General features: G+C 59.6%; 19 protein-coding genes. 8 read left to right on the forward strand and 11 right to left on the reverse strand.

Annotated elements, in window-relative coordinates:
- The first annotated feature begins 110 nt into the window (after positions 1 to 110).
- From NYR50_RS12785 to NYR50_RS12820, 8 genes are all read left to right on the forward strand, one after another.
- Entirely contained in the window at positions 111 to 953 is an 843-nt protein-coding gene (locus tag NYR50_RS12785; RefSeq protein WP_418136188.1) for a fumarylacetoacetate hydrolase family protein, read from the forward strand.
- 125 nt (positions 954 to 1,078) lie between these two features.
- On the forward strand, positions 1,079 to 2,311 hold the full coding sequence (locus NYR50_RS12790) for a polyhydroxyalkanoate depolymerase (protein WP_418136189.1): 1,233 nt from the start codon (positions 1,079 to 1,081) through the stop codon (positions 2,309 to 2,311).
- A 69-nt stretch (positions 2,312 to 2,380) separates the two neighbouring features.
- Complete coding sequence (locus tag NYR50_RS12795; RefSeq protein ID WP_418136190.1) at positions 2,381 to 3,148, forward strand: M48 family metallopeptidase; 768 nt, start codon at positions 2,381 to 2,383, stop codon at positions 3,146 to 3,148.
- Positions 3,149 to 3,250: 102 nt separating this feature from the next.
- Positions 3,251 to 3,913 carry a phosphoribosylanthranilate isomerase gene (locus NYR50_RS12800; RefSeq protein WP_418136191.1) on the forward strand — a complete coding sequence of 221 codons (663 nt, stop codon included), beginning with the start codon at positions 3,251 to 3,253 and terminating at the stop codon, positions 3,911 to 3,913.
- A gap of 1 nt (position 3,914) precedes the next feature.
- Complete coding sequence (gene trpB / locus NYR50_RS12805) at positions 3,915 to 5,135, forward strand: tryptophan synthase subunit beta (RefSeq protein ID WP_418136192.1); 1,221 nt, start codon at positions 3,915 to 3,917, stop codon at positions 5,133 to 5,135.
- Positions 5,136 to 5,139: 4 nt separating this feature from the next.
- On the forward strand, positions 5,140 to 5,979 hold the full coding sequence (gene trpA, locus NYR50_RS12810; protein ID WP_418136193.1) for a tryptophan synthase subunit alpha: 840 nt from the start codon (positions 5,140 to 5,142) through the stop codon (positions 5,977 to 5,979).
- A 27-nt stretch (positions 5,980 to 6,006) separates the two neighbouring features.
- Positions 6,007 to 6,903: an acetyl-CoA carboxylase, carboxyltransferase subunit beta gene (gene accD, locus NYR50_RS12815; RefSeq protein ID WP_418136194.1), complete on the forward strand. Its 897-nt coding sequence runs from the start codon at positions 6,007 to 6,009 to the stop codon at positions 6,901 to 6,903.
- Positions 6,904 to 6,989: 86 nt separating this feature from the next.
- Complete coding sequence (locus NYR50_RS12820) at positions 6,990 to 8,369, forward strand: bifunctional folylpolyglutamate synthase/dihydrofolate synthase (protein ID WP_418136195.1); 1,380 nt, start codon at positions 6,990 to 6,992, stop codon at positions 8,367 to 8,369.
- A gap of 48 nt (positions 8,370 to 8,417) precedes the next feature.
- On the opposite strand, the gene trxA is transcribed toward NYR50_RS12820, so the two are convergent.
- The 11 genes from trxA to chvG all read right to left on the reverse strand — a co-directional run bounded on the left by trxA (position 8,418) and on the right by chvG (position 25,244).
- Complete coding sequence (gene trxA / locus NYR50_RS12825) at positions 8,418 to 8,738, reverse strand: thioredoxin (protein ID WP_006311093.1); 321 nt, start codon at positions 8,736 to 8,738, stop codon at positions 8,418 to 8,420.
- A 76-nt stretch (positions 8,739 to 8,814) separates the two neighbouring features.
- Complete coding sequence (addA, locus tag NYR50_RS12830; protein WP_418136196.1) at positions 8,815 to 12,372, reverse strand: double-strand break repair helicase AddA; 3,558 nt, start codon at positions 12,370 to 12,372, stop codon at positions 8,815 to 8,817.
- Positions 12,362 to 15,547 carry a double-strand break repair protein AddB gene (gene addB / locus NYR50_RS12835; RefSeq protein WP_418136197.1) on the reverse strand — a complete coding sequence of 1,062 codons (3,186 nt, stop codon included), beginning with the start codon at positions 15,545 to 15,547 and terminating at the stop codon, positions 12,362 to 12,364. The genes addA and addB overlap by 11 nt, the downstream gene beginning before the upstream one ends.
- Positions 15,544 to 16,281 (reverse strand): nucleotidyltransferase family protein, encoded by a 738-nt coding sequence (locus tag NYR50_RS12840; protein ID WP_418136198.1) that lies wholly within the window; start codon positions 16,279 to 16,281, stop codon positions 15,544 to 15,546. The genes addB and NYR50_RS12840 overlap by 4 nt, the downstream gene beginning before the upstream one ends.
- A gap of 14 nt (positions 16,282 to 16,295) precedes the next feature.
- On the reverse strand, positions 16,296 to 17,807 hold the full coding sequence (gene tsaE / locus NYR50_RS12845) for a tRNA (adenosine(37)-N6)-threonylcarbamoyltransferase complex ATPase subunit type 1 TsaE (protein ID WP_418136199.1): 1,512 nt from the start codon (positions 17,805 to 17,807) through the stop codon (positions 16,296 to 16,298).
- Positions 17,804 to 20,449, reverse strand: a complete 2,646-nt coding sequence (locus NYR50_RS12850) for an ATP-binding protein (RefSeq protein ID WP_418136200.1) — start codon at positions 20,447 to 20,449, stop codon at positions 17,804 to 17,806. Before NYR50_RS12850 ends, tsaE begins: the two co-directional genes overlap by 4 nt.
- Before the next feature lie 208 nt (positions 20,450 to 20,657).
- Positions 20,658 to 22,058, reverse strand: a complete 1,401-nt coding sequence (gene ahcY, locus NYR50_RS12855; RefSeq protein ID WP_080811358.1) for an adenosylhomocysteinase — start codon at positions 22,056 to 22,058, stop codon at positions 20,658 to 20,660.
- Between the two features lie 128 nt (positions 22,059 to 22,186).
- Positions 22,187 to 22,462 (reverse strand): HPr family phosphocarrier protein, encoded by a 276-nt coding sequence (locus tag NYR50_RS12860; protein ID WP_174009555.1) that lies wholly within the window; start codon positions 22,460 to 22,462, stop codon positions 22,187 to 22,189.
- Between the two features lie 10 nt (positions 22,463 to 22,472).
- Complete coding sequence (locus tag NYR50_RS12865; protein WP_003505374.1) at positions 22,473 to 22,874, reverse strand: PTS sugar transporter subunit IIA; 402 nt, start codon at positions 22,872 to 22,874, stop codon at positions 22,473 to 22,475.
- Positions 22,875 to 22,999: 125 nt separating this feature from the next.
- Positions 23,000 to 23,464, reverse strand: a complete 465-nt coding sequence (locus NYR50_RS12870; RefSeq protein WP_010970614.1) for an HPr kinase/phosphorylase — start codon at positions 23,462 to 23,464, stop codon at positions 23,000 to 23,002.
- The gene (gene chvG, locus NYR50_RS12875) at positions 23,454 to 25,244 is read right to left on the reverse strand and encodes a two-component system sensor histidine kinase ChvG (protein WP_006311105.1); all 1,791 of its coding nucleotides are present in this window, start codon (positions 25,242 to 25,244) and stop codon (positions 23,454 to 23,456) included. Before chvG ends, NYR50_RS12870 begins: the two co-directional genes overlap by 11 nt.
- Between the last annotated feature and the right edge of the window lie 16 nt (positions 25,245 to 25,260).

The following is a 25,260-nucleotide window of genomic DNA, read 5'->3' on the forward strand; positions in this document are numbered from 1 at the left end:
TGCCGGGAAGGAAAAGGTATTTTTCGAAACTTGGCGCAGTCAAGGGGTGACAAGTATGAATGCATCGTTCATATATGCATCACCTTGTCTGACAACCGGGAGAGAGTTCCATGAAATTGATGCGTGTTGGCCAGCCCGGCCAGGAAAAACCAGCCATTCTCGATGCGGAAGGAAAAGTCCGCGATCTGTCCGCCCATGTGAAAGATATCGGCGGCGACGCGATTTCTCCCGAGGGTCTCAAGAACATCGCCGCGATCGATCTTGCCACCCTGCCGGTGTTGAGCGAAGACCGCATCGGCGCCTGCGTTGCGGGTACCGGAAAATTCATCTGCATCGGCCTTAACTTCTCCGACCATGCCGCTGAAACGGGTGCCACCGTACCGCCGGAACCGGTCATTTTCATGAAGGCGACCTCGGCCATCGTCGGTCCGAACGATAACGTCACCATTCCGCGCGGCTCGGAAAAGACCGACTGGGAAGTCGAGCTTGGCGTCGTCATCGGCAAGACCGCGAAATACGTCTCCGAAGCGGACGCCCTCGATTATGTCGCCGGTTATTGCGTGTCGCACGACGTTTCCGAGCGCGCCTTCCAGACGGAGCGTGCCGGTCAGTGGACCAAGGGTAAGTCCTGCGACACTTTCGGACCCATCGGCCCGTGGCTCGTAACGAAGGACGAAATCACCGATCCGCAAAACCTCGGCATGTGGCTGAAGGTCAATGGCCAAACCATGCAGGACGGTTCCAGCAAGACCATGGTTTACGGCGTTGCCCACGTTGTCTCCTATCTCAGCCAGTTCATGTCGCTGCATCCCGGCGATGTCATTTCCACCGGTACCCCTCCCGGCGTCGGCATGGGTCAGAAGCCGCCACGTTACCTGAAGGCTGGTGACGTCGTGGAACTCGGCATCGAGGGTCTCGGTTCCCAGAAGCAGACTTTCGTCGCTGACATCTGATCGCCGGCAGGCATTCAACGAAAAGTGAGGCGCCGGCGGGAAACCGCTGGCGCCTTAAATTTTGTGCACCTGCGAAAAGCTGCTATGGTCAGAAAAAGAGCGTGATCGCGAGGGAGGCGTCATCAGTGTTCTACCACCTCTATGAAATGAACCATGCCGCCATGGCGCCGCTGCGTGCCGGCGCGGATATGATGCGCCAGGCCTGCAACAATCCTCTTAATCCGCTGTCCAGCACGGCTTTCGGCAGAAGCCTCGATGCAGGTTTCGAGGTTTTCGAACGTCTGACGCGCCGTTACGTCAAGCCGGAATTCGGCCTCGGCTCCACGGTCGTCGATGGCCAGGCCGTTGCTGTCACGGAGGAGACCGTCTGGTCGCGCCCGTTCTGCAGCCTTGTTCATTTTAACCGCGACCTGGAGCCGACACGCAAGCCGGATCCGAAAGTCTTGCTCGTCGCGCCGATGTCCGGCCACTATGCGACCCTGCTACGCGGGACGGTGGAAGCCCTGTTGCCCGCGGCCGATATTTACATCACCGATTGGGCCGATGCCCGGATGGTACCCGCAACCGAGGGAACCTTCGATCTCGACGATTATATCGACTATGTCATCGAAATGCTGCGGCATATCGGCCCCGGCGCCCATGTGGTCGCCGTCTGCCAGCCATCCGTGCCGGTTCTGGCTGCCGTTTCCCTGATGGAGGCGGATGGCGATACGTTTGCGCCGGCATCCATGACGCTGATGGGCGGACCGATCGATACGCGCATCAACCCCACCGCTGTCAACGGTCTTGCCACGGCCAAGCCGATCGAATGGTTTCGCGACAATGTCGTCATGCAGGTGCCGTGGCCGCAGCCGGCTTTCGGCCGCAATGTCTATCCGGGTTTCCTGCAGCTGTCGGGTTTCATGTCCATGAACCTCGACAAGCACATGACGGCGCATAAGGATTTTTACCTGAACCTGGTCAAGAATGACGGCGATTCCGCCGAAAAACACCGCGAGTTTTACGATGAATATCTTGCTGTCATGGACCTGACGGCGGAATTCTATCTGCAGACAGTGGAAACCGTCTTCATCGACCATGCGCTTCCGAAGGGAAACATGCTGCACCGGGGCAGGGCGGTCGATCCTACCGCGATCCGCAAGGTCGCGTTATTCACCGTCGAAGGCGAGAATGACGATATTTCCGGTGTCGGCCAAACAAAGGCGGCGCATGATCTCTGCCGGAATATCCCTGAAGACAAACGCGCCCACTATATGCAGCCCGATGTAGGGCACTATGGCGTCTTCAACGGTTCGCGCTTCCGCAAGGAAATCGTGCCGCGCATGCTGGATTTCATCGGTAAACACCAGACGGCCTAAGGGTGAAACGGCAGGGGGTGCCGTGCATTTGCATGGCCAAGCGATGGACGAATCGGTTATGAAGGCTTCATGTTTTCGCTCCTCAGAAAATCCCTGAAATCGCCGGCGCCCAAAAAGGTCGCGCCGAGCCAGCGCACCGTTGCCGTTGCGGGACGGCAAGTGCCGATCACGGTCAGGGAAAACGCGCGGGCAACGCGCATCACCTTGCGCATCGAGCCGGGCGGCCGGGCGCTGAAGCTGACGATCCCGATGGGCCTGCATCATCGTCAGGTCGACGATTTTCTCGAAAGACACCAGGGTTGGCTGGAAGGCAAGCTTCTGAAGTTCAGCCCTGATGACGGTTTGCGTCCCGGTGCGACCATCGATATCAGGGGCATCTCCCATCGCATCGAACACACTGGCAGCCTGAGAGGCCTGACCCATATCGCGAAAGACGCTGATGGTGTGGCTGTTCTTAAAATCAGCGGTGAGCCGGAGCATCTGCGACGGCGGATCGCGACCTTCCTGAAAAAGGAAGCAAGGGCTGATCTGGAACGGTTGGTCGCCATTCACGCCCGCGCTGCCGGCCGGCCGGTGCGGTCCATCAGCATGAAGGATACACGCAGCCGCTGGGGCTCCTGTTCCCACGATGGAAACTTGAGTTTTTCCTGGCGTATCGTCATGGCCCCGGAAAGGGTCATCGATTATCTCGCTGCCCATGAGGTCGCGCATCTGAGCGAAATGAACCACGGCCCGAAATTCTGGGCGCTGTGTGAAAAGCTTTGCCCGCGCACCAATGAAGCTAAGGAATGGCTGAAACGCCATGGCTCCAAACTGCACGCCATCGATTTCGATTGAAACCGGCGGCGTGCATCGCCATCTGGATTCACGTGAAACATTCCATCAAAAAGGGATGCGATTTGGCTCGACTCTTGTCGCATTTCATGTCAGGTCGCGGGTATGAAACCGGATATCAAGATTTGCGGATTGAAGACACCGGAAACGCTGGAGCGCGCCATCAGGCGCGGTGCGTCCCATGTCGGTTTTATTTTCTTTGAAAAAAGCCCGCGTTACATCGAGCCGGATCTTGCCGGCCGGTTGGCCGAAGCCGCCCGTAGCGCCGCCAAAGTGGTTGCCGTCACTGTCGATGCTGATAATGATTATCTCGATGAGATTGTCGATCTTGTCAGGCCTGATATCCTGCAACTGCATGGCAGCGAAAGCCCGGAGCGGCTGCTGCACATCAAGGCGCTTTACGGCCTGCCTGTGATGAAGGCGATTTCTATTCGCGATGCCGCTGATCTTGCCAAAATCGAGCCTTATATTGGCGTAGCCGACCGTTTTCTGCTGGATGCCAAGGCGCCTGCCGGTTCTGATCTGCCTGGCGGCAACGGCGTCTCGTTCGACTGGACGATCCTGCGCTCACTTGACGAAAGTGTGGATTACATGCTTTCCGGTGGGCTGAACAAGCACAATGTTGCCGAGGCTCTGGCGGAAACCCGGGCGAGCGGACTAGATTTGTCGTCTGGTGTCGAAAGCGCGCCAGGCGTCAAGGATTTGTCCAAGATAGACGCTTTTTTCGATGTGTTGAATGATTGGTCGAAAGGCCCAAAGGGAGCTTGAAGTGAACGACGCGCCAACACCCAATTCTTTTCGTGCTGGTCCCGATGAGGACGGCCGCTTCGGCATTTACGGAGGACGCTTCGTTGCCGAGACGCTGATGCCGCTTATCCTGGATTTGCAGGCGGAATGGGACAAGGCCAAGAGCGATCCCGAGTTTCAGGCCGAACTGAAATATCTCGGCACGCATTACACAGGCCGCCCGAGCCCGCTTTATTTCGCGGAGCGTCTCACGGCGGAACTTGGCGGCGCGAAGATTTATTTCAAGCGCGAAGAGCTGAACCACACCGGCTCGCACAAGATCAACAATTGCCTCGGCCAGATCCTGCTTGCCAAGCGCATGGGCAAGACCCGCATCATTGCCGAAACCGGTGCCGGGCAGCACGGCGTCGCCTCGGCGACGGTTGCTGCGCGTTTCGGCCTGCCTTGCGTGGTTTATATGGGTGCGACTGACGTCGCCCGTCAGGCCCCGAACGTATTCCGCATGAAGCTTCTCGGCGCCGAGGTTAAGCCCGTCACGGCCGGCCATGGCACCTTGAAGGACGCCATGAACGAGGCACTGCGTGACTGGGTCACCAATGTCGACGATACCTATTACCTGATCGGCACCGCAGCCGGCCCGCATCCCTATCCGGAAATGGTCCGTGATTTCCAGGCTGTTATCGGCGAGGAAGCCAAGGTACAGATGCTGGAGGCGGAAGGTCGCCTGCCGGATATGGTCATCGCGGCCGTCGGCGGTGGATCGAACGCCATCGGCATTTTCCATCCGTTCCTTGATGACAAGAGCGTGCGTATCGTTGGCGTCGAAGCCGGCGGCAAAGGCCTGTCGGGCGAGGAACATTGTGCTTCGATCACGGCCGGTTCACCGGGCGTGCTGCATGGCAACCGCACCTATCTGCTGCAGGACGGTGATGGCCAGATCAAGGAAGGTCATTCGATTTCCGCAGGCCTCGATTATCCCGGTATCGGGCCTGAACATTCCTGGCTGAGCGATATCGGCCGCGTCGAATATGTGCCGATCATGGACCATGAGGCATTGGACGCCTTCCAGATGCTGACCCGCCTCGAGGGCATCATTCCGGCGCTGGAACCGAGCCACGCTCTGGCCGAAGTCATCAAGCGCGCGCCAAAAATGGGCAAGGATGAAATCATCCTGATGAACCTCTCCGGCCGTGGCGACAAGGATGTCCACACCGTCAGCAAGTTCCTAGGAATGGATGTATAAGATCATGACTGCACGTATGGACAAGCGCTTTGCCGATCTGCGCGCTGAAAATCGCCCGGCCCTGATCACCTATTTCATGGGCGGCGACCCGGATTTCCAGACCTCGCTTGGCATCATGAAGGCACTGCCGGAAGCAGGCGCCGACGTTATCGAACTTGGCATGCCGTTTTCCGACCCGATGGCAGATGGCCCGGCCATTCAGCTGGCCGGCCAGCGCGCGCTGAAGGGTGGACAGACGCTGAAGACCACGCTCGATCTCGCCCGCGAGTTCCGCAAGCAGGACGATGCGACGCCGATCGTGATGATGGGCTATTATAATCCGATCTATATCTATGGCGTCGAAAAATTCCTGGACGACGCAATTGCCTGTGGCATCGATGGCCTGATTGTGGTCGACCTTCCGCCGGAAATGGACGATGAACTCTGCATTCCCGCGCTTGCGCGCGGCATCAATTTCATCCGTCTGGCAACGCCGACCACGGATGGCAAGCGCCTGCCGGCCGTCCTTAAAAATACCTCAGGTTTCGTGTATTACGTCTCGATGAACGGTATCACCGGTTCAGCACTTCCCGATCCCTCGTTGATCTCGGGCGCTGTCGGTCGTATCAAGGCGCATACGGAACTGCCGGTTTGTGTCGGTTTTGGCGTCAAGACGGCCGATCATGCCAAGGCGATCGGCGCCGTGGCTGATGGCGTGGTGGTGGGTTCCGCCATCGTCAACCAGATTGCGGGCAGCCTGACCAAGGACGGGCAGGCGACCGCCGACACTGTGCCGGCCGTTACGACGCTGGTAAAAGGACTTTCAACGGGCGTGCGTGCATCGCGCCTCGCCGCTGCGGAATAAGCGCGCGGCCCAGTCAGGAGTAGACAGTTGAACTGGATCACCAATTACGTTCGGCCGCGGATCAATTCCATGCTTGGCCGCCGCCCGGAGGTTCCGGAGAACCTGTGGATCAAGTGCCCGGAAACGGGCGAGATGGTCTTCCACAAGGATTTGGAAGACAACAAGTGGGTCATCCCGGCTTCCGGCTACCACATGAAGATGCCGGCGAAGGCGCGCCTTGCCGATCTTTTTGATGGCGGCGTCTATGAGGCCTTGGCCCAGCCTAAAGTGGCGCAGGATCCGCTGAAATTCCGCGATTCCAAGAAATACACCGATCGCCTGCGCGACAGCCGCGCAAAAACCGAGCAGGAAGATACGATCCTTGCCGGTGTTGGTCTTCTGAAAGGCCTGAAGATCGTCGCCGTCGTGCATGAATTCCAGTTCATGGGCGGTTCGCTCGGCATCGCCGCCGGCGAAGCGATCGTCAAGGCTTTCGAGCGCGCCATTTCCGAGCGTTGCCCGCTCGTCATTTTCCCGGCATCGGGCGGCGCCCGTATGCAGGAAGGTATTCTGTCGCTGATGCAGCTGCCGCGCACCACGGTTGCGGTGAATATGCTGAAAGAGGCAGGCATGCCCTATATTGTGGTTCTGACCAACCCGACCACGGGCGGTGTCACGGCTTCCTACGCCATGCTGGGCGACGTGCATATTGCCGAACCGGGCGCGGAAATCTGCTTTGCCGGCAAGCGTGTCATCGAGCAGACCATTCGCGAAAAGCTGCCGGAAGGTTTCCAGACCTCGGAATACCTGCTGGAACACGGCATGGTGGATATGGTCATCGATCGACGCGAAATCCCGGACACGCTGGCCAGCATGCTCAAGATCATGACCAAGGCGCCTGCCGACAACGCAAACGCCGTCGTGCCGCTGGCCGCTTCCGCCTGAGGAAAAAAATATGTCGCCCGGAGGCATAAACTGCCTTCGGGATGATGCTATACGTTGCCTGATTTCATTTTTGGGGCAGCGGACAAATGGCAAACAAAACGCCTGAAAGGCGAATGGAAGACATGACGAAGCCCGCGATCGGTGAGGCCGAAAAGATCATTGAAGAGCTGATGCAGCTTCACCCCAAGGGGTTTGATCTTTCACTCGACAGAATTTCCCGTCTTCTCGAAAAACTCGGCAATCCGCAAAACAGAATGCCGCCGGTGATCCATGTGGCGGGCACCAATGGAAAGGGTTCCGTCACTGCCTTCTGCCGTGCGCTGCTTGAAGCCGCAGGACTCTCCGTCCACGTTCATACATCACCGCACCTTGTGAATTGGCACGAACGATACCGTATCGGCGTGGCAGGCGATAAAGGCCGTTACGTTGAAGACGAGATATTTGCGGATGCGCTACGCCGCATTGAAGCCGCCAATGCTGGCCAGACTATCACTGTTTTCGAAATTCTGACTGCGGCGATGTTCGTGCTTTTTGCGGAACAGCCCGCCGATGCCGCGATCGTGGAGGTTGGCCTGGGCGGCCGTTTTGATGCAACCAATGTCATCAATAATCCCGCAGTTTCCGTCATTATGCCGATCTCGCTTGATCATCAGGCCTATCTTGGTGACCGAGTAGAGCTGATTGCCGCTGAAAAGGCCGGCATCATGAAAAAGGGCTCACCTGTCGTCATCGGCCATCAGGAATATGATGCGGCGCTGGACACGCTTGTTGCTACGGCCGAACGTATCGGTTGCCCCGTTTCCGTCTACGGACAGGATTTTTCCGCCCATGAAGAATTCGGCCGCATGGTCTATCAGGACGAGTTCGGACTGACGGATGCGCCTTTGCCGCGCCTTCCCGGCCGCCATCAGCTGGCCAATGCTGCCGCTGCGATCCGCGCCGTGAAAGCAGCGGGTTTTGAGGTAACGGAACGGATGATCGAAAAGGCCATGACCTCAGTGGAATGGCCCGGCCGTCTTCAGCGCATCCTGACCGGAAAAATCGCTGAAATCGCCCCGAAGGGCGCGGAAATATGGATCGATGGCGGTCACAACCCCGGCGCGGGTGAGGTGATTGCCGAGGCCATGGCAGGTTTTGAGGAAAAGACGCCACGCCCACTCTTCATCATCGCTGGCATGATCAATACCAAGGACCCGGTGGGTTATTTCAAGGCTTTCGCCGATATTGCCGAATATGTCTTCACCGTGCCGATAGGCGGCACGGATGCGGCGATTGACCCCGTCGTGCTTGCCCATGCCGCTTTTGATGCCGGTCTGGTGGCCGCGCCCACATCGACGCTGACGCATGCTCTGGAAGAATTGTCGCGCCGTGTAGATCCCGAAGGACCGCCACCGCGCATCCTGATCGGCGGATCGCTTTATCTTGCCGGAAACGCCCTTGCTTTCAACGGTACCGTTCCCCAATAAAAAAGCCCGGCGATCATGCCGGGCTTTTTTTCATTCCATAAAAACGGCTTAAGCAGCGCTGGAAATCCAGGCGGAAAGCGCTGTCTTGGGTGCAGCACCTACCTTGATATCAGCCACTTCGCCACCCTTGAATATGGCAAGCGTCGGGATCGAGCGAACGCCGAACTGAGCGGCCAGCTCCGGGTTTTCGTCGATGTTGAGCTTCGCAACTTTGACCTTGCCAGCCAGCTCGGAGGAAATTTCCTCAAGGCTCGGCGCGATCATCTTGCACGGACCGCACCACTCGGCCCAGAAATCCACCACGACGGGTTCGGCGGATTCGAGGACTTCGGACTGGAAGTTGGCGGCATCGACTTTTACGGTAGCCATATCTGGCTCTCCTTTCAGTAAATCTTTCCGCTATCGATGTGATGCGGGCGCGTCGAAATTTCAATGCCCCGGTATCTCACTTTGTCTTTATTGCGGCAAGGGCCTCTGCCATGGCATCGTCGTCAACCCGCACAAAAGCGGCACTTTCCGTATAAATCAGCGCACAGACAAATTCCTTGCCGGGGTAAAGCGGCGCCAGAATTTCGCGATAAATGGCAAGCTGCGCGACGTGCGAGAAGGGAAGCTCGCGTGCTTCGCGCGGCGGCACGCGGTTTGTCTTGTAATCGACCAGAATGACCCGATCACCCTCCACCGCCAGCCGGTCGATGCGGCCGGAGACGGCATAGTGCTGCCGGCCGAGGGTCATCGTGCCCATAATCGACACTTCCGCACGGCTGTTGGCGGAAAAGGCGGGCTGAACCGCTGGTTCGGAGAGGACCCGCAAAACCGCCTGGATCAAATGTTCCCGCTCAGTGGCGGGCCAGAAACGCGCTGCGCGCTCGGCATAACGCCGGGCTGCCTCTTCCCGCTCGCTTTCCGCAAAATCCGGCAGGGCCTGCAGCATTCGATGCACCAGCTTGCCCCTTTGCAGGGCAAGGCTGGAGGCCTCGGTTTTTTCTCCGAACAGCGGTGAACGCACGGCCAGATCGTCCGCACCGTCATCAATGATGGTTCCCGCGCCCGATGGGCTGAGCGGCCTTGGCAGGGAGGGCAGGGCGGGCAGGGGGGCAAGAAGGCCGGGCGGAAGCGTGTGGTCTTCTTCCTGCTGGGGTTCTGCGGGCTTGTGCGGTGCAAGTGCCGGGCGTGCTTCGGACTTACGCCAGACAAGCCCCTGCCATTCCTCGCCATCGGCGCTGAACGCCTGCGGCTGGCAATGATCCTGATTTTCCGCAAGCGCCGCCTTGACGATAGCGTGCCAGCATTCGGGATTTTCCTTCTGGCCGCGATAACCGCAGACGACAAGATGATCGGCGGCGCGGGTCATCGCCACATAAAGCAGCCGACGATATTCATCTTCCGCGGCCGTTTTCAGGCGTTCCTCATCCGAGCGAATGAGATGATTGGAAAAACCGCTGCCGGGCAGCCAGACCGGAAAGGCATCGCCATCCCCCTCCACGAAGCGCAGTTTCGGCACATGGCTGTGGTTGAAGGCCTTCGAGCCGCCATCCACGACAAAGACCACCGGTGCTTCAAGCCCCTTGGACGCATGCACGGTCATGATGCGCACTTCGCCGCGATCCTTGTCCTGCTCGCGCTTCACTTCAGGTGAATCGGTCTCCAGAACCGAGAGAAAAGCCTGAAGACCGGGCAGGCCGGTTCTTTCGTGATCCAGCGCGAAGGAGAGGAACTCGTCGAGAACGTCGCTCGCCTCGTTGCCAAGACGGCCAAGAAATTTTTTGCGGCCGTCATGCAGGGTCAGAACCGCCGCGAAAAAATCATGCACCGTGGCGGTTTTCGACAGTGAAATGAAATGCCGAAGCTTGTCGGTGACGATGGATAGACGGCTGGTTTCTTCGCCCGAAAGGACTTGCAGCCTCTGCCACACGCTCTCCGTCTCGGATCGCGTCGCGGCGATCTCGAAGACATCGTCTTCCGTCAGGTTGAAAAGCGGGCTCTTCAGCAGGGCCGCCAGCGAAAGATCATCCTCCGGTAGCACCACGAACCGGCCGAGCGCCAGCAGATCCTGCACGGCGATGTGATCGGTCAGGCGGAGGCGGTCGGCACCGGCAACGGGAATGTTCTTGCGCCGCTTCAACTCGCGGGTCAGCGCGTTTACGAAGGCAGCGCGTTTTCTGACAAGCACGAGAATATCGCCGGGTTCGACGGCGCGCTCCACGCCCTTTTCGATGATGGTTTCGTTTCCGATCATATCGGCAATGCGCGCGGCGATACGCCGGGCGACGATGGTGGCCGGCGCGCTTTCCCGCAGCGCGTCGAAGGGGGCGGTCCAGTCCTCTTCATCTTCGGTGGTTTCCGGTGCCACCATATCCCACACTTCCACGGTGCCGGGATGGCCGGCGCGGTTGGAACGGTGTTCGACGGGCTCATTGTCGGCGCTGAGGCCGCTCGCATTTTTCGGGTCTGAAAAGACCTGATCGACGGCAGCCAGCACATCTTCGGTGGAGCGGAAGGAGAGCGGCAGGCGGATGCGGTGGAAGGCCTGCTCCACCTGATAGACACGCCTTTTGGTCTCATCGCGCTCCTGCGAGAACCGTTCCGGCCGCGCACCCTGAAAGGAATAGATCGACTGTTTTTCGTCACCCACGGCAAAGAGTGTGCGCCGCCCCATGCGGGCGCTTTCACCGTTGAAAAAATCCGCCGCCAGCGACTGGATGATTGACCATTGCACCGGGCTGGTATCCTGCGCCTCGTCGACCAGAATATGGTCGATGCCCTGATCCAGCTTGTAATGCACCCATGCACCTGCCGTATCGCGATTGAGCAGATTGGCGGCACGCTCGATCAGATCTTCAAAATCGAGCTGGCTTCGCTGCTTTTTCAGGTCTTCGAAATCGCCGATCAACCGTTCGGCCAGCACAAGGGCACTTTTAGTTGCCACCAGCATGCGCACCAGACGATAGCGATTGCGGCAGGCCACGACATGGTCGCGGGCCAGCGTCAGCGCATCAACGAGATCAGGTGCGGATTTCTGCATGCCCTTGTTGATGACATAGGCGTCCGATTTTTTCTCGCCCTTGGCCGTCAGCAGCGCGGCTTCGATGAATTCCATCCGCCGCAACGGGTCCATCTGCCGTTTTGCTTCCCGGAGCGCATAAGCGACCTCGATGACACGTGATCCGCCCACCTCATCGGCAAGCGTAAGGTAGGTGTCGAGCACAAGGCCGGAAAGACCGGGCAGGGGCCAGAAGGCTTCAGCCGCCGTTTCCTCGGTCTCCCCGGCAGCAATTTGCATCTCCTGCCGCAAACGGACATCGAGGCCGCCCGACTGTTTTGCCTCGTGCAGGAACGAGCGAAGCGCGCTGCGATTGGCGATGATGGCGGAAAGCAGTGCTTCCAGGCCGCTTTCATCGGCAAGATCGAGCACATAGGCGAGCGCCTGCACCAATTCCGCGTCGTCCTCAGTCGAAACCGCCGTCAGAAGCGAACGGCGCGCCTCGGCCAGAAGCGTGGTGGCGGCGCGATCATCGAGAACCGAGAAATGACCGGCGACATTGGCCTCCAGCGGGAACTGGTGCAGCAGGGCTTCGCAAAAAGCGTGGATGGTCTGGATTTTCAGCCCGCCCGGTGTTTCCAGCGCCTTGGCGAACAGCCGCCGCGCTTCGGCGAGCTTGATACGATCGGGCACCTTGCCTTCTATCGTGGTGATGCGGTCCTTGAGATCGGAATCCGGCAACGTTGCCCATTCCGCCAGCCTGTCGAACACGCGGCTCGACATTTCAGATGCTGCGGCCTTGGTATAGGTGAGGCAGAGGATCGCCGAGGGGCGGCATCCGGCCAAAAGCAGGCGGATGACGCGCTGGGTCAAAACATGGGTCTTGCCGGAGCCGGCGTTGGCCGACACCCAGGCCGAGCTTGCGGGATCGGAGGCAAGCCGCTGCCGGGCACTGGTCCAGTCAATCCAGCTTTCAGGTGTATCGGCGGCAGGTCCAGCGTCGAAGGGATCAATCGTCATCGCCGTCTCCCGGTTCCGCCGTCGACCATTCTGAAACGCGGGCGAGGTGGTCATATTCCCCGCCATAGGATTGCTGCTCTTCCGGCACCAGCCGGGAGGCGAAACCGTTTTCACCGTCGCGCAGCGAGCGCACGAATTTGGCAAGCTGGTCGATCGATTCCGTTGCCAGTTCGATAGCGGATTTCGGCGGTCTCTTGCCGCTTCGGTTGGAATGTTCGTTATTCACCTGATCGGCAAAAAATCGGTCTCCCGGCCGCAGGCGTACATAGATGAGGTTTTCGGGCGTGGGCGAACCTGTTTCGCGGAAGGCACCGCGCATCAGTGCCGCCGCTTCCAGCGCCAGCTGCGGGTCGAGCAGCGCCCGCGCCTGATTGACGGAAGGCGCAAGACCGGTCTTGTAGTCGATAATATCCGCCTGGCCGCTGGGCTTGATGTCGATACGGTCGGCGACGCCGGTCAGCCGGATGCCCGCCTCGGCGATTTCTTGGCCCGCCCGTGCTTCGAAGAAGCTGCGGCGGAGAGAGGGGTGTCGTTCCTTCTCCCAGTCGATGAAGGCGCGGGCCACCGCCGCAAAACGCGGACGCCAGATGACATCCACATGCACAGGCAGGTTTTCCGCGTCGAAACAGTCGTCGAGAATGCGTTGCATCGCCTCAAGCGAGGCCGGTGTGCCGGGAATATGCCCCTCACGGGAATAGCGCTCGATAATCCCGTGATAAAGCGTGCCGCGATCGGCAGCGTTCGGGTCGCGGTTGAACGGGTCGAGCGGATCGAGCTTCAGGATGCGCCGCGCATAGATCGAATAGGGATCACGCCGCAGCCGCCCTACTTCGCTGAAGGAGTAGCTCTTCGGCTGCAGATCAGCGGGCGGTTTGGGGGCAGGGCGCTTTGCCGTCTCCTGATCGATGCTCTCATCCATCAGACCTGCCCAATGGCGATAGGTCTCGCCGCGCTTCCTCAGTTGTTCGGCGAAATTCTCGCCACCCAGAGCCAGGAGCCTTTGCAGCCAGCGGGAGGCGACGGCGGGGGTAGAGCCCTGCCTCAGCGCCCGGGTGTAAAAGATATGCCGGGTGCCGTTCGCCATCTCGAAGTCATGCGCGAGCTGGCCGATGCGCCGTTCCGGCGGCTCCAGCCCGATGGCGGTCTTCATGCTGCGCGACAGGAACGGATTGTTCGCCGTCTGGCCCGGCCAGAGCCCTTCATTGAGACCGCCGATGACAACGGTGTCGACGCTTTGCAGCCGTGCCTCCAGCGCGCCGAAGATGAAAATGCGTGGATGGCGCATGGATCGCGGCTTGATCGATTCGCCTGCCACTAGCGCTGCAAAAATATCGATCCATTGCGGTCCGTCCGCGTCGAGGATGTCGCCGCTCTCCATCAGTTCCGCAAAGAGGCTTGAGAGTTTGTCTCCCGCCTCCCCGGACCACAATGCGGCGAGATCATTGCTGTCGTCGGCACAGATGGCCTCGATCACTCGGCCTGTCCGCCCAGCCCAATCGGAAAGCGGCAATTTATCGGTGAAGGCGCGCCCGGAGCGGTCACGACGGATGAAGGCGGAGCCGAGTGGCTCCGTGGCAATGGCGATCCGCCGGGCCAGATCGCGGGCCGCATCAACGCTTCCCTCCGGCAGCGCCACCCGCCAGGCGGGCGGGTGCCTGTTATCACGCTGGGCCAGAAGCTGCGCGTCCAGAACCACTTCGAGATTGCCTATTTCGGTTTCGACGCGGCCACCGCGCAGAGCGATCAGTTCCAGCGCTTTTGAGGCCTTGGTAAAAGCCTCGCCGGAAAGCCCGAAGCGGGCGAGGGGATGCTTCAGGAGCGAAATGATTGGCACCGGGTCTCCGGGCCTGAGAATGGCTTCCAGCGCCAGTTGTGTCAGCCCTGCCTGCGGCGTGGCGGAAAGCGGCGTCCCGGCCGAATCGTCTGCCTCGACGCCAAAACGTTGCAACTCCGTCGCGACCCGCCGCGCCAGTCCGCGGTCGGGCGTTATCAGTGCCGCCTGAGACGGCCGCCCAGGACCCGGGGCCTCCAGCGCCAGCCGGAGCGCCACCGCGATGGCGGTCGCCTCTTCACGCTGATTGGCGGCCTCGATCAATGTGGCCGCTGCGAAGGCTTCATGGAAAAATCCGGGATCCCGGCCTTCGCGCCAGCCGTTCCAGTCGCTTGTGGACTTGGCGGGTGCGAGTGCTGCCGAAAATACGGCCGCGCGCTTTTCGAGATCACGGTCGAGGGCGCCGATCTGAACCACCTCGTCGCGGGACATGCCGAGCTTCTGCAGCAGCATATAAAGCCCATATTGCGGATGGGTGCGGCTCGAAGGATCGGTGGGGTCCTCGGCAATCGCCTGCCACTGTTCTTCGGGCATCGCAAGATCGAGCCCCGGAAGCACAACGGTTCCCTGCGGCAGAGCGGCGACGGCGGCGATGAGATCGGCGGCGGCCGGAATGGAGCCCGTGGAGCCAGCCACGATGATCGGCCCCGTATCCGGCAGGTTGGCAAGCCGGTCCGCCTCTGCCCGCAGGATGGCGTTGCGATGCCGGCCCGCGGAGGAAAGGTTGAGTTCTGCAAGCCGCGCTGGCCAGAAGACGCTGGCGATCTTCAGGAAATCCGCCGTCAGCTGCCACCATTGCGCATGTTCGCCGGTATCGAGATGCTGCAGCGCTTCCCAGTCCTTTTCTTCGGTATCCATCGCATCGATCACCTCGCCTAGCGCACGCGCCAGCCAGATGGCATCCGCGGGGCTGGCGGGAGCGACGAGCGGTGAATCCGAATGGATCGCCCGGATGGCGTCGGGCAGGCTGTTGCGCCAGGCGAGAATGAGGCGCGCCAGTTCGATCTGCCGACCGGTGCCGGAAATCGGAGGCGCCAGATCCATGATCTCGGGATTTTCGATATCGAAGAAACCGCTATCGTCATCCGTTTCACCCAGAGGCCGGATCAGCGGCAGAATGGCGGATCGGCCGCCCAGAAGATCGACGAATTCGGAGCGCAGCACGCGCGCAGAGCGCCGCGTCGGCACATAGATCGTCACGCTCGCAAGCGAAAGAGGATCGGTCGGATCATATCTATAGCCGGCTGTCAGCCGCCCGTCACACAGCGTTTCCGCGAGCGTTTTGAGAAACGGTGTTCCCGCAGCGATCGTCAGGACGCGCTTTGCGTGGTGGGTGAGCGTCATGCGAAACGTTTTTCTCTGAATTGCCGGATGATGCTTTCCGCATCGTCAATCGCGTCAGGCGTTCCCACGGTGATCCAGTGGCCATCCAGCGACAGGCCGAAAAGCCGGTCTTTTTCAATGGCGCGGTCGAAATAGATATTAAGGTTGAAAGCGTCCGCCGGCGCATCGTCAAGCAGCCGCGAATCCATGACGATGGCGCCGGCATAAACCACCGGGTTAGCGTCACCGTCGCGATAGCGCGTCAGCTTTCCCTCGCCGGCAAGGTTGAAATCCCTCTTGCCGTTGTGGCCGGTGGTGCGATCCATGTCGACGCAAAGCAGCGCCATGTCCATACGCGCCGGGTCAAGGAATTGAGCTAGCTTGCGCAGGTTGCTGACGGCGTTCAGCTGCTCACCAATCCAGAAAAGATCCGCGTTCATGACGAAGACCGGGCCGGGTTTCAGAAGCTTCAGGCCTTTTGCGAGCCCACCGCCGGAATTCATCAGCTGCGTGCGTTCATCCGAGATCAGAATTTCCGCATCGGTGCGATGTCCAAGGTGGGAGATCATCTGTTCGGCATGGTGATGCACATTGACGACGATGGTTTCAGCCCCGGCTTCGACAAGGGCGTCGAGCGCGTAATCGATCATCGGCTTGCCGGCGATCTTCACAAGCGGCTTCGGGATCGTATCCGTGATTGGGCGCATGCGCGTGCCAAGCCCGGCGGCCAGCACCATCGCGTTTTTGATCGTCATCGTGGTCAACCGTGTTAGTCGTTAAATTCCATGCCCATACGGACACACCATTCCCGGAGTGGCGCGAGTTCGGGATGCGAAAGCGCGTCAGCGAGATAACGGAACGTCCGCGGCATATGTTTCATATAACCGGGTTTCTTGTCCCGTTCCAACAGCCTCACCCAGATACCAGCAAGCTTGCAGTTGCGCTGCGCCGACATGATGGCGAAAGCCTTGAGGAATGTGGTCTCATCGAAAGCGGGCGTCGCTTTTCTGCTGTCGAGATAATGCGAAAGCAGGCGTGTCTGCAATTCGGGAGAGATGGTAACCCGCGCATCCTGTACGATGGAAGCGAGATCATAAGAGGTGGGGCCAATCATCGCATCCTGAAAATCGATCAGGCCGACCTGACGGATGCCGCTGTTCTGCGCCTGCCAGAGAATGTTCGGCGAATGGAAGTCGCGTAGCAGAAGCCCCGTCTCGCAGCCGGCCAGCGCATCGATCAGGCCGTCCCAAATGGCGTAATAGTCCCGTTTCTCGCTATCGGTAAGCGCACCGCCGCGTTTATGGGGCAGATACCATTCCACCAGCAGCGAGACTTCGATCTTCATCGCCTGCCGGTCGAAGGGAGGAATGTCGTAGGTGCTGCCATCGCGCATCGGCAGCAATGCCGGGCGTGGCGTCTGGTGAAGGGCGGCGAGACAGGCCACGCTCTGCACGTAACGTTCTTCTATCGGTGTGCCGTCGGCAGCAAGTACACCCTCCCGTCCGAGGTCCTCCAGAAGGAGAATGCCCTGATCGATATCCGCGGCCAGAATCTCCGGCGCGCAGAAACCGCTGTTTCGCAGATAATCGCCGATCGCCACGAAGGAGCGCGCATCCTGGGCAAGATGGACGATTTCCGCGTAGGTCTTGCCGTCCGCAATAATCGCCCCTCGCAGAGGCCGGCGCCAGTCCATCAGAATGAGGTCGGGGCCATCGGTGGAGATCGTTTCATAGGCACGTGTGGAGGCATCGCCGCTCAGGAAACGGCGGGTCGCATCGCCTCTGCCATTTTTTTCCAGGAATTCACGAATGGCGAAAACACGGTCGAGCCGTGCTTTCTGTTGCGCCGGCGCCTCTATCACGGCCACGCGACCTTCACCCGAATGCGTCAGCCGCAGGGTAATCGTCTGTTCCGGCGGCAGAACCTCAGCGGCGATGTCGGGCCATTCGATCAGGCAGATGCCGTCCTCCAGCATCTCGTCAATGCCGAGTTCGTCCAGCTCCGAAACATCCGAAAGCCGGTAGAGATCGAGATGGGCGACGGGGATGCGCGTGGCATAGGTCTGGATGATGGTGAAGGTGGGGCTTGGAACCTCAAGATTGGGCTCATCCGCCATCGCCCGGATGAAGGCGCGGGCGAGCGTTGATTTGCCGGCGCCGAGATCGCCGATCAGCGCCAGGCAATCGCCGGGTTTCAGGGCCAAGGCAAGGTCTTCACCGAGCCTTATGGTGTCCTTTTCTCCCGAGAGCGAAATGGTGATCGGCAAGATGTCTTCGCTCATTCTGCGGCGATGGACTGCGGCAGTGTGGCGGAGGGAATGCGGCAGGTGACGATGGTGCCGTTGCCGGGCCGGCTGTCGATGCTGACGGTGCCATGATGCAGGCTGACGAAGCTTTCCACGATGGAAAGGCCAAGCCCTGCACCGGTCCGCCGTCCGCCATTGCCACGCGTCGCAAAGCGGTCGAACACGCTCTTCAGCATGTCTTCGGGAATGCCCGGACCCTTATCCGCAACGGAGAATACGAAGTCGCCTTCGCTGCGCTGGCAGGAGAGCTGCACGGAGGAACCTTCGGGTGCGAAGTTGATCGCGTTGGTCAGGAGCTTGATGAGAATCTGCTTCAGCCGCTGGTGATCCGCCACCAGACTGCCGAGATGGGCAGGCGCGACGATCTCGAGCGAAATACCGCTTTCCTGCAGCCGATCGGCGATCTGAACCGAAACATCGTCGAGCAGCTCGTTCAGATCATGATCCGAATAATTGAGCTGCATGATGCCGGCATCCACGGTCGCGAGATCGAGAATATCGTTGACGATGGTCAGAAGAACCGAAGACGACGTGGAAATATGGTCGAGATATTCCGCCTGCCGTTCCGTCAACTGGCCGATGCCGGGCGTCTTCAGGAGATCGGTGAAGCCGATGATATTGGTCAGCGGCGAGCGCAGCTCGTAGGAAACATGCTGCACGAAATCGTTCTTCAGTTCATCGGCCTTCAGAAGCGCGTCGTTCTTTTCCTTGAGCGCCCGCTCGGCGCGCACGCTGTCCGTCATGTTGACGAAGGTCAGCATGGTCTGCGCGTCTGGCAGCGGAATGATCGCATAATCGAGCACGAGACCGGAAAGCAGTTCGAGCGTGCCCTGCCGGGAAGGACGTTCGTCATCGAAGCTGGTGATGAACTGGCTGAAGGCGCGCCAGCCATCCGGCCCATCATAGGATTGAGCACAGGCGGTTTCGATGGCGCGAATATGTGTGCCTGTTTCCGCCTCATCGGCCGTCACGCCCCAGAGCGCGCGGAATGCCGGGTTGGACAGGCGAATGCGCCCGTCTGCGCCGAACACGGCGACACCTTCGGCCAGATGGTCGATGGTTTCGCCCTGCACCTTCACCAAGGTGTTATAGCGCATCTGCAGGTCGACCTGCTCGGTCAGGTTCTCGAAAACCCAGGTCGCGCCACCTTGCGGATGGGCCGTGGCGATCACCCGTAGGGTCTGGCCGTTGGGCAGGTGCCAGAGATCCGTCTTGGTATCGAGCGACCGGTAGACGGAAAGCGCCGTTTCCTTCCAGTTCTTCCAGTTCAGCTGCTCGGGCAATTTGCCGGCGCTGCGCAACCTGTCCAGAAGCTCGGAATTGTCAGGGCCGGATTCGAGGAGAACCAGATCGAAGCCCCACAGGCTGGCAAAAGCCTGATTGTAGAATTGCAGCCGCTGCCGGCCGTCAAAAATGGCAACGGGCGTCGCCAGATGATCGAGCGTTTCGGCATGGCTTTTCAGAACCCGCTTGAGTTCTTCGCGGATGGTTTCCGCTTCGGTGGCATCGATTGCGATACCAGCTGATCCGCCCGCCGTCTTGATGTCGACAACGTCGAAGAAGCTGCGGTTACCGGAAACGACTGTCGAAATGCGGTCGTGATAGGGCGATTCCGGTGTCGCGGCCGCACGTATCTTCTGCCGGGTAACCGTGTTCAGAAGTTCGCGCTTTTCCTGAACGGCCTGCTCGGCATTTCGCGCATCCACCGCATGGGCATAAGCGTGGTTGACCCAGGTGAGTTCACCCTCGCCATTACGCCGCCAGACGGGCTGTTCGATGGAATCGAGAAGTTCCTGAAATGTCGATACGGAGGCAAGCAGACGCTCACGCTCGACCTGCAATTCGGCCAGCTCGGCGCGCAGATTGTTGAGCGCGATGAAGCGCGCAAAGGCATTGCCGCCGGAAACACGTCCCTGAACTTCAATCACTTCGCCGCGCTGCGTCTCGATGGTCAGATCGAAGCTCTGGGCGTGGCTGCGCAGTTTTTCGATGGATTTTTCAAGCTGGCCCGCGGATGCCGGTTTCAGCCAGCGGCCGAATGCCAGAAAATCCTGGTCCGCCTGCGGCACACCGGTCTCGGCCGGCAGCTGTCCCAGAAATTCCGGGCGTTTATCCACGCCATCCCAGATGACGATGCGGCGGCTCTTGTCGGAAATCAGCGCCTCGTATTTCGCGATCTTGTGGTGGGATTGCGCGAGTGCCTGACGGTATTCGCTGCTTTCCGCCTCGATATTCCCGCGCTGGCGCACCAGCCAGACGACGGAAAACAGCGTTGCCGAAAGCATGCCGACGAAAAGCGAATAGGTGATGGTTTCTCCAGACGAGAACAGCCGTGCGCTGGTCTTTGCCACAAGGCCGTCCTGGGCCATCGCAACGGTAGTCGAGCCGGTGAGAACCGTGCCCGAAAGCAGGATGTGCGCCCGCGAAAAGCCGGTCCGGATTGCGCGGATTGCCAGGCGGCAACGTGCCAGAGCATTTCCAGAAAAGGTGGGCGCCGGTTTTCCATCTGGAAAGACGCAGAAACGCTCCAACGCCTGCGCGCTCGATGCCACGCTTGCGTGCGTGTTTTCAACGCGTTGAACTGTCTGCTCGCGCAGATCCGAATTGTGAACCGTCATCCCCGGTCTGTCTCCGTCCTATGTGCCGCATCTTCGACAAGACATCCCATTTCGTCCGCGCCGCCCTTTGGCGTGTCCGAATCAAGTCCGATGACAATACCGTCTTCATAAATCTGCGGGAAGGGAGCGCGCAAAAAAGATGCCGCGCGCTTTGTCAAGCGCACGGCATCTAGATATTGTGTAATTTCAGTGGATATTAACTATGATATTAATATCTGTAGTGTTCAGCCTTGAACGGACCCTGCTTGGAGATGCCGATATAATCTGCCTGAAGGTCGGAAAGTTCGGTTAGCCGCACACCGAGCTTCTCGAGGTGGAGGCGCGCGACCTTCTCATCGAGGTGCTTCGGCAGCACGTAAACTTCGTTCTTATATTCACCCGGCTTGGTGAAGAGCTCGATCTGGCCAAGCACCTGGTTGGTGAAGGATGCCGACATGACGAAGGACGGGTGACCGGTGGCGTTGCCAAGGTTCAGCAGGCGGCCTTCGGACAGCAGGATGATGCGGTTGCCCTTCGGGAACTCGATCATGTCGACCTGCGGCTTGATGTTCGTCCACTTCAGGTTACGCAGCGAAGCGACCTGAATTTCATTGTCGAAGTGGCCGATGTTACCGACGATGGCCATGTCCTTCATCTCGCGCATATGCTCGATGCGGATTACGTCCTTGTTGCCTGTCGTGGTGATGAAGATATCGGCGGAGGAAACCACGTCCTCCAGGCGAACCACCTCAAAACCGTCCATGGCAGCCTGAAGCGCGCAGATCGGGTCGATTTCAGTAACCTTCACGCGGGCGCCGGCGCCCTGCAGAGAGGCCGCGGACCCCTTGCCCACATCGCCGTAACCGCAGACCACGGCAACCTTGCCGGCCATCATCACGTCGGTTGCACGACGAATGCCGTCGACGAGCGATTCCTTGCAGCCGTATTTGTTGTCGAACTTCGACTTGGTAACGCTGTCGTTGACGTTGATGGCCGGGAAGGGCAGGAGGCCCTTCTTGGCGAGATCGTACAAACGATGAACGCCGGTCGTCGTTTCTTCCGTCACGCCCTTCAGCGCATCACGCTGCTTGGTGAACCAGCCGGGCGAAGCCTTGAGGCGCTTGTTGATCTGCGCGAAGAGGATTTCCTCTTCTTCCGAACCCGGGTTGGAAAGCACATCCTCGCCGGCTTCGGCGCGTGCGCCAAGCAGGATGTACATGGTGGCATCGCCGCCATCATCTAGGATCATGTTGGAGAGACCGCCATCGGTCCACTGGAAGATCTTGTCGGTATATTCCCAATATTCCGTCAGGCTTTCACCCTTGACGGCGAAGACCGGAATGCCGGCTGCTGCAATGGCCGCTGCCGCATGGTCCTGGGTCGAAAAGATGTTGCAGGAGGCCCAGCGGATTTCCGCGCCCAGTTCCTTCAGCGTTTCGATGAGAACGCCGGTCTGGATCGTCATGTGAAGAGAACCGGTGATGCGTGCGCCTTTCAGCGGCTTGCTTTCGCCGAACTCCGCGCGGCAGGACATCAGGCCCGGCATTTCGGTTTCGGCGATGTCCAGCTCCTTGCGGCCGAATGCGGCAAGGTTGATGTCGGCGACGATGTAGTCCTTCTCAAGGCTCATAAGGTTCTCCAGATCAGAAACGCCGCGCCTGACGGCCCGGCTCTTAAACGTAGCAGCGGTTTAGCAGGCCACGACCGATCTGGCAATAATGATATAAAGAAGTCTTTATGTCTTTATATGGGGCGGTCTCAGGCTTCTTCGCCGAAGCGGTTGGCGACCAGCGCTTCGAGTGCGGCCAGCGCCTCTGCCGCCTGATTGCCGCTCGCCTCGACATAGACGCTGCATCCGGGGCTTGCCGCCAGCATCATCAGGCCCATGATGGATGTGCCGCCAACGGTCATGCCGTCCTTGGAAACCGTGATCGTCGCGTCGAAACCCTCGACCATCTGAACGAACTTCGCGGATGCCCGGGCGTGGAGACCGCGCTTGTTGATGATCGGCAATTCCCGGGAGAGAGGCGACATGGCTGACTTCTTATTTGCCGCTCAAAACGCGGCTGGCGACGTTGATATATTTGCGACCGGCATCGGACGCATCCTGAAGGGCCTTGTCCATGTTATCTTCGCTGCGAACGCCGGCAAGCTTGATCAGCATGGGAAGATTGACGCCGGCGATGACTTCGACATTGCCGTTGTTCATGACGGAGATCGCGAGATTGGACGGCGTGCCACCGAACATGTCAGTCAGAATGATGACGCCGTTGCCATCATTGGCGCGCGCGACGGCGTCGATGATATCCTGTCGGCGCTGATCCATGTCGTCTTCGGGACCGATACAGACCGTCTCGATCAATTTCTGGGGACCGACGACATGCTCCAACGCATGGCGAAACTCCTCAGCCAGCTTGCCATGGGTGACAAGCACTAGTCCGATCATGAAATGCTCCCTTGCACACGCACTCTCATTGCCGACTATCGCAACGCGGCAATCCTGTCCATCGGTGGGATTTCATCTTGATGAGGAAAATGCGAATCGCAAGCCTAAAATCGCCTGAATCACGGTCACTTCACATTCGTTTTAAAAAGATTCTGAGCAAGTGCAGCAAACTTTCCATAGGGCACAAGACTGGAGAGGGGAATACGCAGAAGCCGAAGATGCCCACCGCAGGGCATTAACAACGCTTCGTCATCTTCGGGAAGTCTTGGATTTTCCGGTGAAAGAACTGTCGTGACGGCGAAATGTAGTACACCACTCGGGACGCTTTTGACGGAAACAATGCCGCTGCCGCGCAATTCCAGTAGTCCCGCAATTGCTTCCGGCCGCTCGGCGATGATGGTTTCGCCGTCGCGATACACGAAAATCTGATCGTCCGCGATCAGCGCCGCCGGCAATCCGCACCGTTCCGCCTCTGTCAGGAAGCTAAAGGCGAGCTCGCTCTTGCCGCTCCCCGACGGACCCGTGAAGAGGATGCCGGTGCCGTCGACGACGATGGCGGTCGCATGCAGGTTGAAGCGTTCAGCGTTCATGGGTTTCGGCCGCCGGTAGCGACAGGGTGAAGCGCGCGCCTGATATCACGCCGTATTTGTCGACCACGTTTTCCGCCCGGAGGCTGCCGCCATGGGCTTCCGCGATCTGGCGGCTGATGGAAAGGCCAAGGCCGGAATTCTGGCCGAAACCTTCGCTGGCCGGTCGGTCGGTGTAAAATCGCTCGAAAATCCGGTCGATATCTTCCGCCTGAATGCCGGGGCCGTTGTCTTCCACCTGCACGATGCAACGGTCCTTGTGGCGGGAAAGGCGCACGGTGATGCGGCCGCTTTCCTCCGAAACGAAAGAACGTGCATTCTCGATAAGGTTGGTGACGATCTGCCCGATACGAAGATCGTGGCCGTTGACCACGAAAGAGGTTTTGGCTCCGGCCTTCCGGTCGGCGACATAATCGATCGCCACGCTCTTTTTCTTGGTGCTGATCTGGCGGGATATGTCCACCAGACCCTTCATCAGCACATCGAGGTCGAGTGGCGAAGCATCGGCGCGCGCCAGTTCGGCATCGAGCCGCGACGCGTCCGAAATATCGCTGATCAGGCGGTCGAGGCGCCGAACGTCATGGAAGATGATTTCGGTCAGCCGCTGTTTGGACTCTTCGGTCTTGGCGCGTGGCAGGGTTTCCACGGCGCTGCGCAGCGAGGTCAGCGGGTTCTTGAGTTCATGGCTGACATCGGCGGCGAAACTTTCGATGGCGTCGATACGGTCGTAGAGCGCCGTCGTCATTTCTCGCAACGCTATGGAGAGGTTACCGATCTCATCCTGGCGCGCCGAGAAATCCGGTATTTCCTCACGCGTTCTCGCCCCGCGGCGCACGCGGATCGCGGCCGCCGAAAGGCGTCTCAGCGGCGTGGCGATGGTGGAGGATAAAAGCAGCGACAGTACGATATTGACCAGCGTGGCGATGCCAAAGACGCGCATGATGGCAAGGCGCTCCGCATGCACGATCTTGTCGATATCACCCGCCTGGGTGGACAAAAGCAGTACGCCTAGCACGGCCCGGAAGCGCTGAACCGGAACGGCGACCGAAACGATCAGCTCACCCTTTTCGGTCACGCGCACGACCGCGCCGCGAACCCCCGTCAGCGCATTCATCACTTCCGGATAGATCGAGCCGTCGCCACCCGGCGCTTCCTTGTATTGCGGAAGGCTGCTCGGCTGCAACATGCGGTTGAACATGCTGGTAAACCAGTCACCCCAGGTCTGGGTTTCCGGCGTCACCGGCGGCAGATCGAAGCGCAGAACCTGTCCGCGCGAATACAGGTGGCGGGAATCGAGCAGCAGGTTTGCATCGGCATCGAACAGCCGCGCGCGGGTGCGTGTCGGCGAAATCAGCCGCCGCAGCACCGGCGCCACCCGCTCCGGGTTGATCGGGAAACTCAGATCCTCATCATTGGGGGCAGGGGTGATACTCTGCCCTGCCTGCAATTCGAGCAGCTTTTCCGGATTGATGGTGATCGAGTTGGTATCGACCGATGCGGAAGCGGAGACCGCGCCGGCGATGATTTCGCCCTGCGTCAACAGGCTCTCCACGCGCGCGTCGATCAGCCCTTCACGGAACTGGTTGAGGTAGAGAATGCCGCCGACCAGAACCACTGTCGCGGCGACATTGAAGAAGAGGATACGGCGCGTGAGGCTGGAAAACACCGCATTGCCGAAAATGCGCCGGATGATCGTCAGCGGATGGATACGATGGCGGCGTTCGCTGCCGCGTTCTTCGGCATCGTCACTGTCCGAGACGGTTTCCGGCGTTTTCTTCAACACGTATTAAAGTCCTCAC

Origin of the sequence: Agrobacterium sp. El2ro-1b, from assembly GCF_048298475.1 — a bacterium.
GTDB lineage: Bacteria > Pseudomonadota > Alphaproteobacteria > Rhizobiales > Rhizobiaceae > Agrobacterium > Agrobacterium fabrum.

Bases quoted from the DNA above. Each gene is read 5' to 3' on its own strand.
- NYR50_RS12785 (WP_418136188.1), top strand. From the start codon at position 111: ATGAAATTGATGCGTGTTGGCCAGCCCGGCCAGGAAAAACCAGCCATT.
- NYR50_RS12795 (WP_418136190.1), top strand. From the start codon at position 2,381: ATGTTTTCGCTCCTCAGAAAATCCCTGAAATCGCCGGCGCCCAAAAAG.
- NYR50_RS12800 (WP_418136191.1), top strand. From the start codon at position 3,251: ATGAAACCGGATATCAAGATTTGCGGATTGAAGACACCGGAAACGCTG.
- trpA (WP_418136193.1), top strand. From the start codon at position 5,140: ATGACTGCACGTATGGACAAGCGCTTTGCCGATCTGCGCGCTGAAAAT.
- NYR50_RS12820 (WP_418136195.1), top strand. From the start codon at position 6,990: ATGGCAAACAAAACGCCTGAAAGGCGAATGGAAGACATGACGAAGCCC.
- trxA (WP_006311093.1), bottom strand. From the start codon at position 8,738: ATGGCTACCGTAAAAGTCGATGCCGCCAACTTCCAGTCCGAAGTCCTC.
- addA (WP_418136196.1), bottom strand. From the start codon at position 12,372: ATGACGATTGATCCCTTCGACGCTGGACCTGCCGCCGATACACCTGAA.
- addB (WP_418136197.1), bottom strand. From the start codon at position 15,547: ATGACGCTCACCCACCACGCAAAGCGCGTCCTGACGATCGCTGCGGGA.
- NYR50_RS12840 (WP_418136198.1), bottom strand. From the start codon at position 16,281: ATGACGATCAAAAACGCGATGGTGCTGGCCGCCGGGCTTGGCACGCGC.
- tsaE (WP_418136199.1), bottom strand. From the start codon at position 17,807: ATGAGCGAAGACATCTTGCCGATCACCATTTCGCTCTCGGGAGAAAAG.
- NYR50_RS12850 (WP_418136200.1), bottom strand. From the start codon at position 20,449: ATGACGGTTCACAATTCGGATCTGCGCGAGCAGACAGTTCAACGCGTT.
- ahcY (WP_080811358.1), bottom strand. From the start codon at position 22,058: ATGAGCCTTGAGAAGGACTACATCGTCGCCGACATCAACCTTGCCGCA.
- NYR50_RS12860 (WP_174009555.1), bottom strand. From the start codon at position 22,462: ATGTCGCCTCTCTCCCGGGAATTGCCGATCATCAACAAGCGCGGTCTC.
- NYR50_RS12865 (WP_003505374.1), bottom strand. From the start codon at position 22,874: ATGATCGGACTAGTGCTTGTCACCCATGGCAAGCTGGCTGAGGAGTTT.
- NYR50_RS12870 (WP_010970614.1), bottom strand. From the start codon at position 23,464: ATGAACGCTGAACGCTTCAACCTGCATGCGACCGCCATCGTCGTCGAC.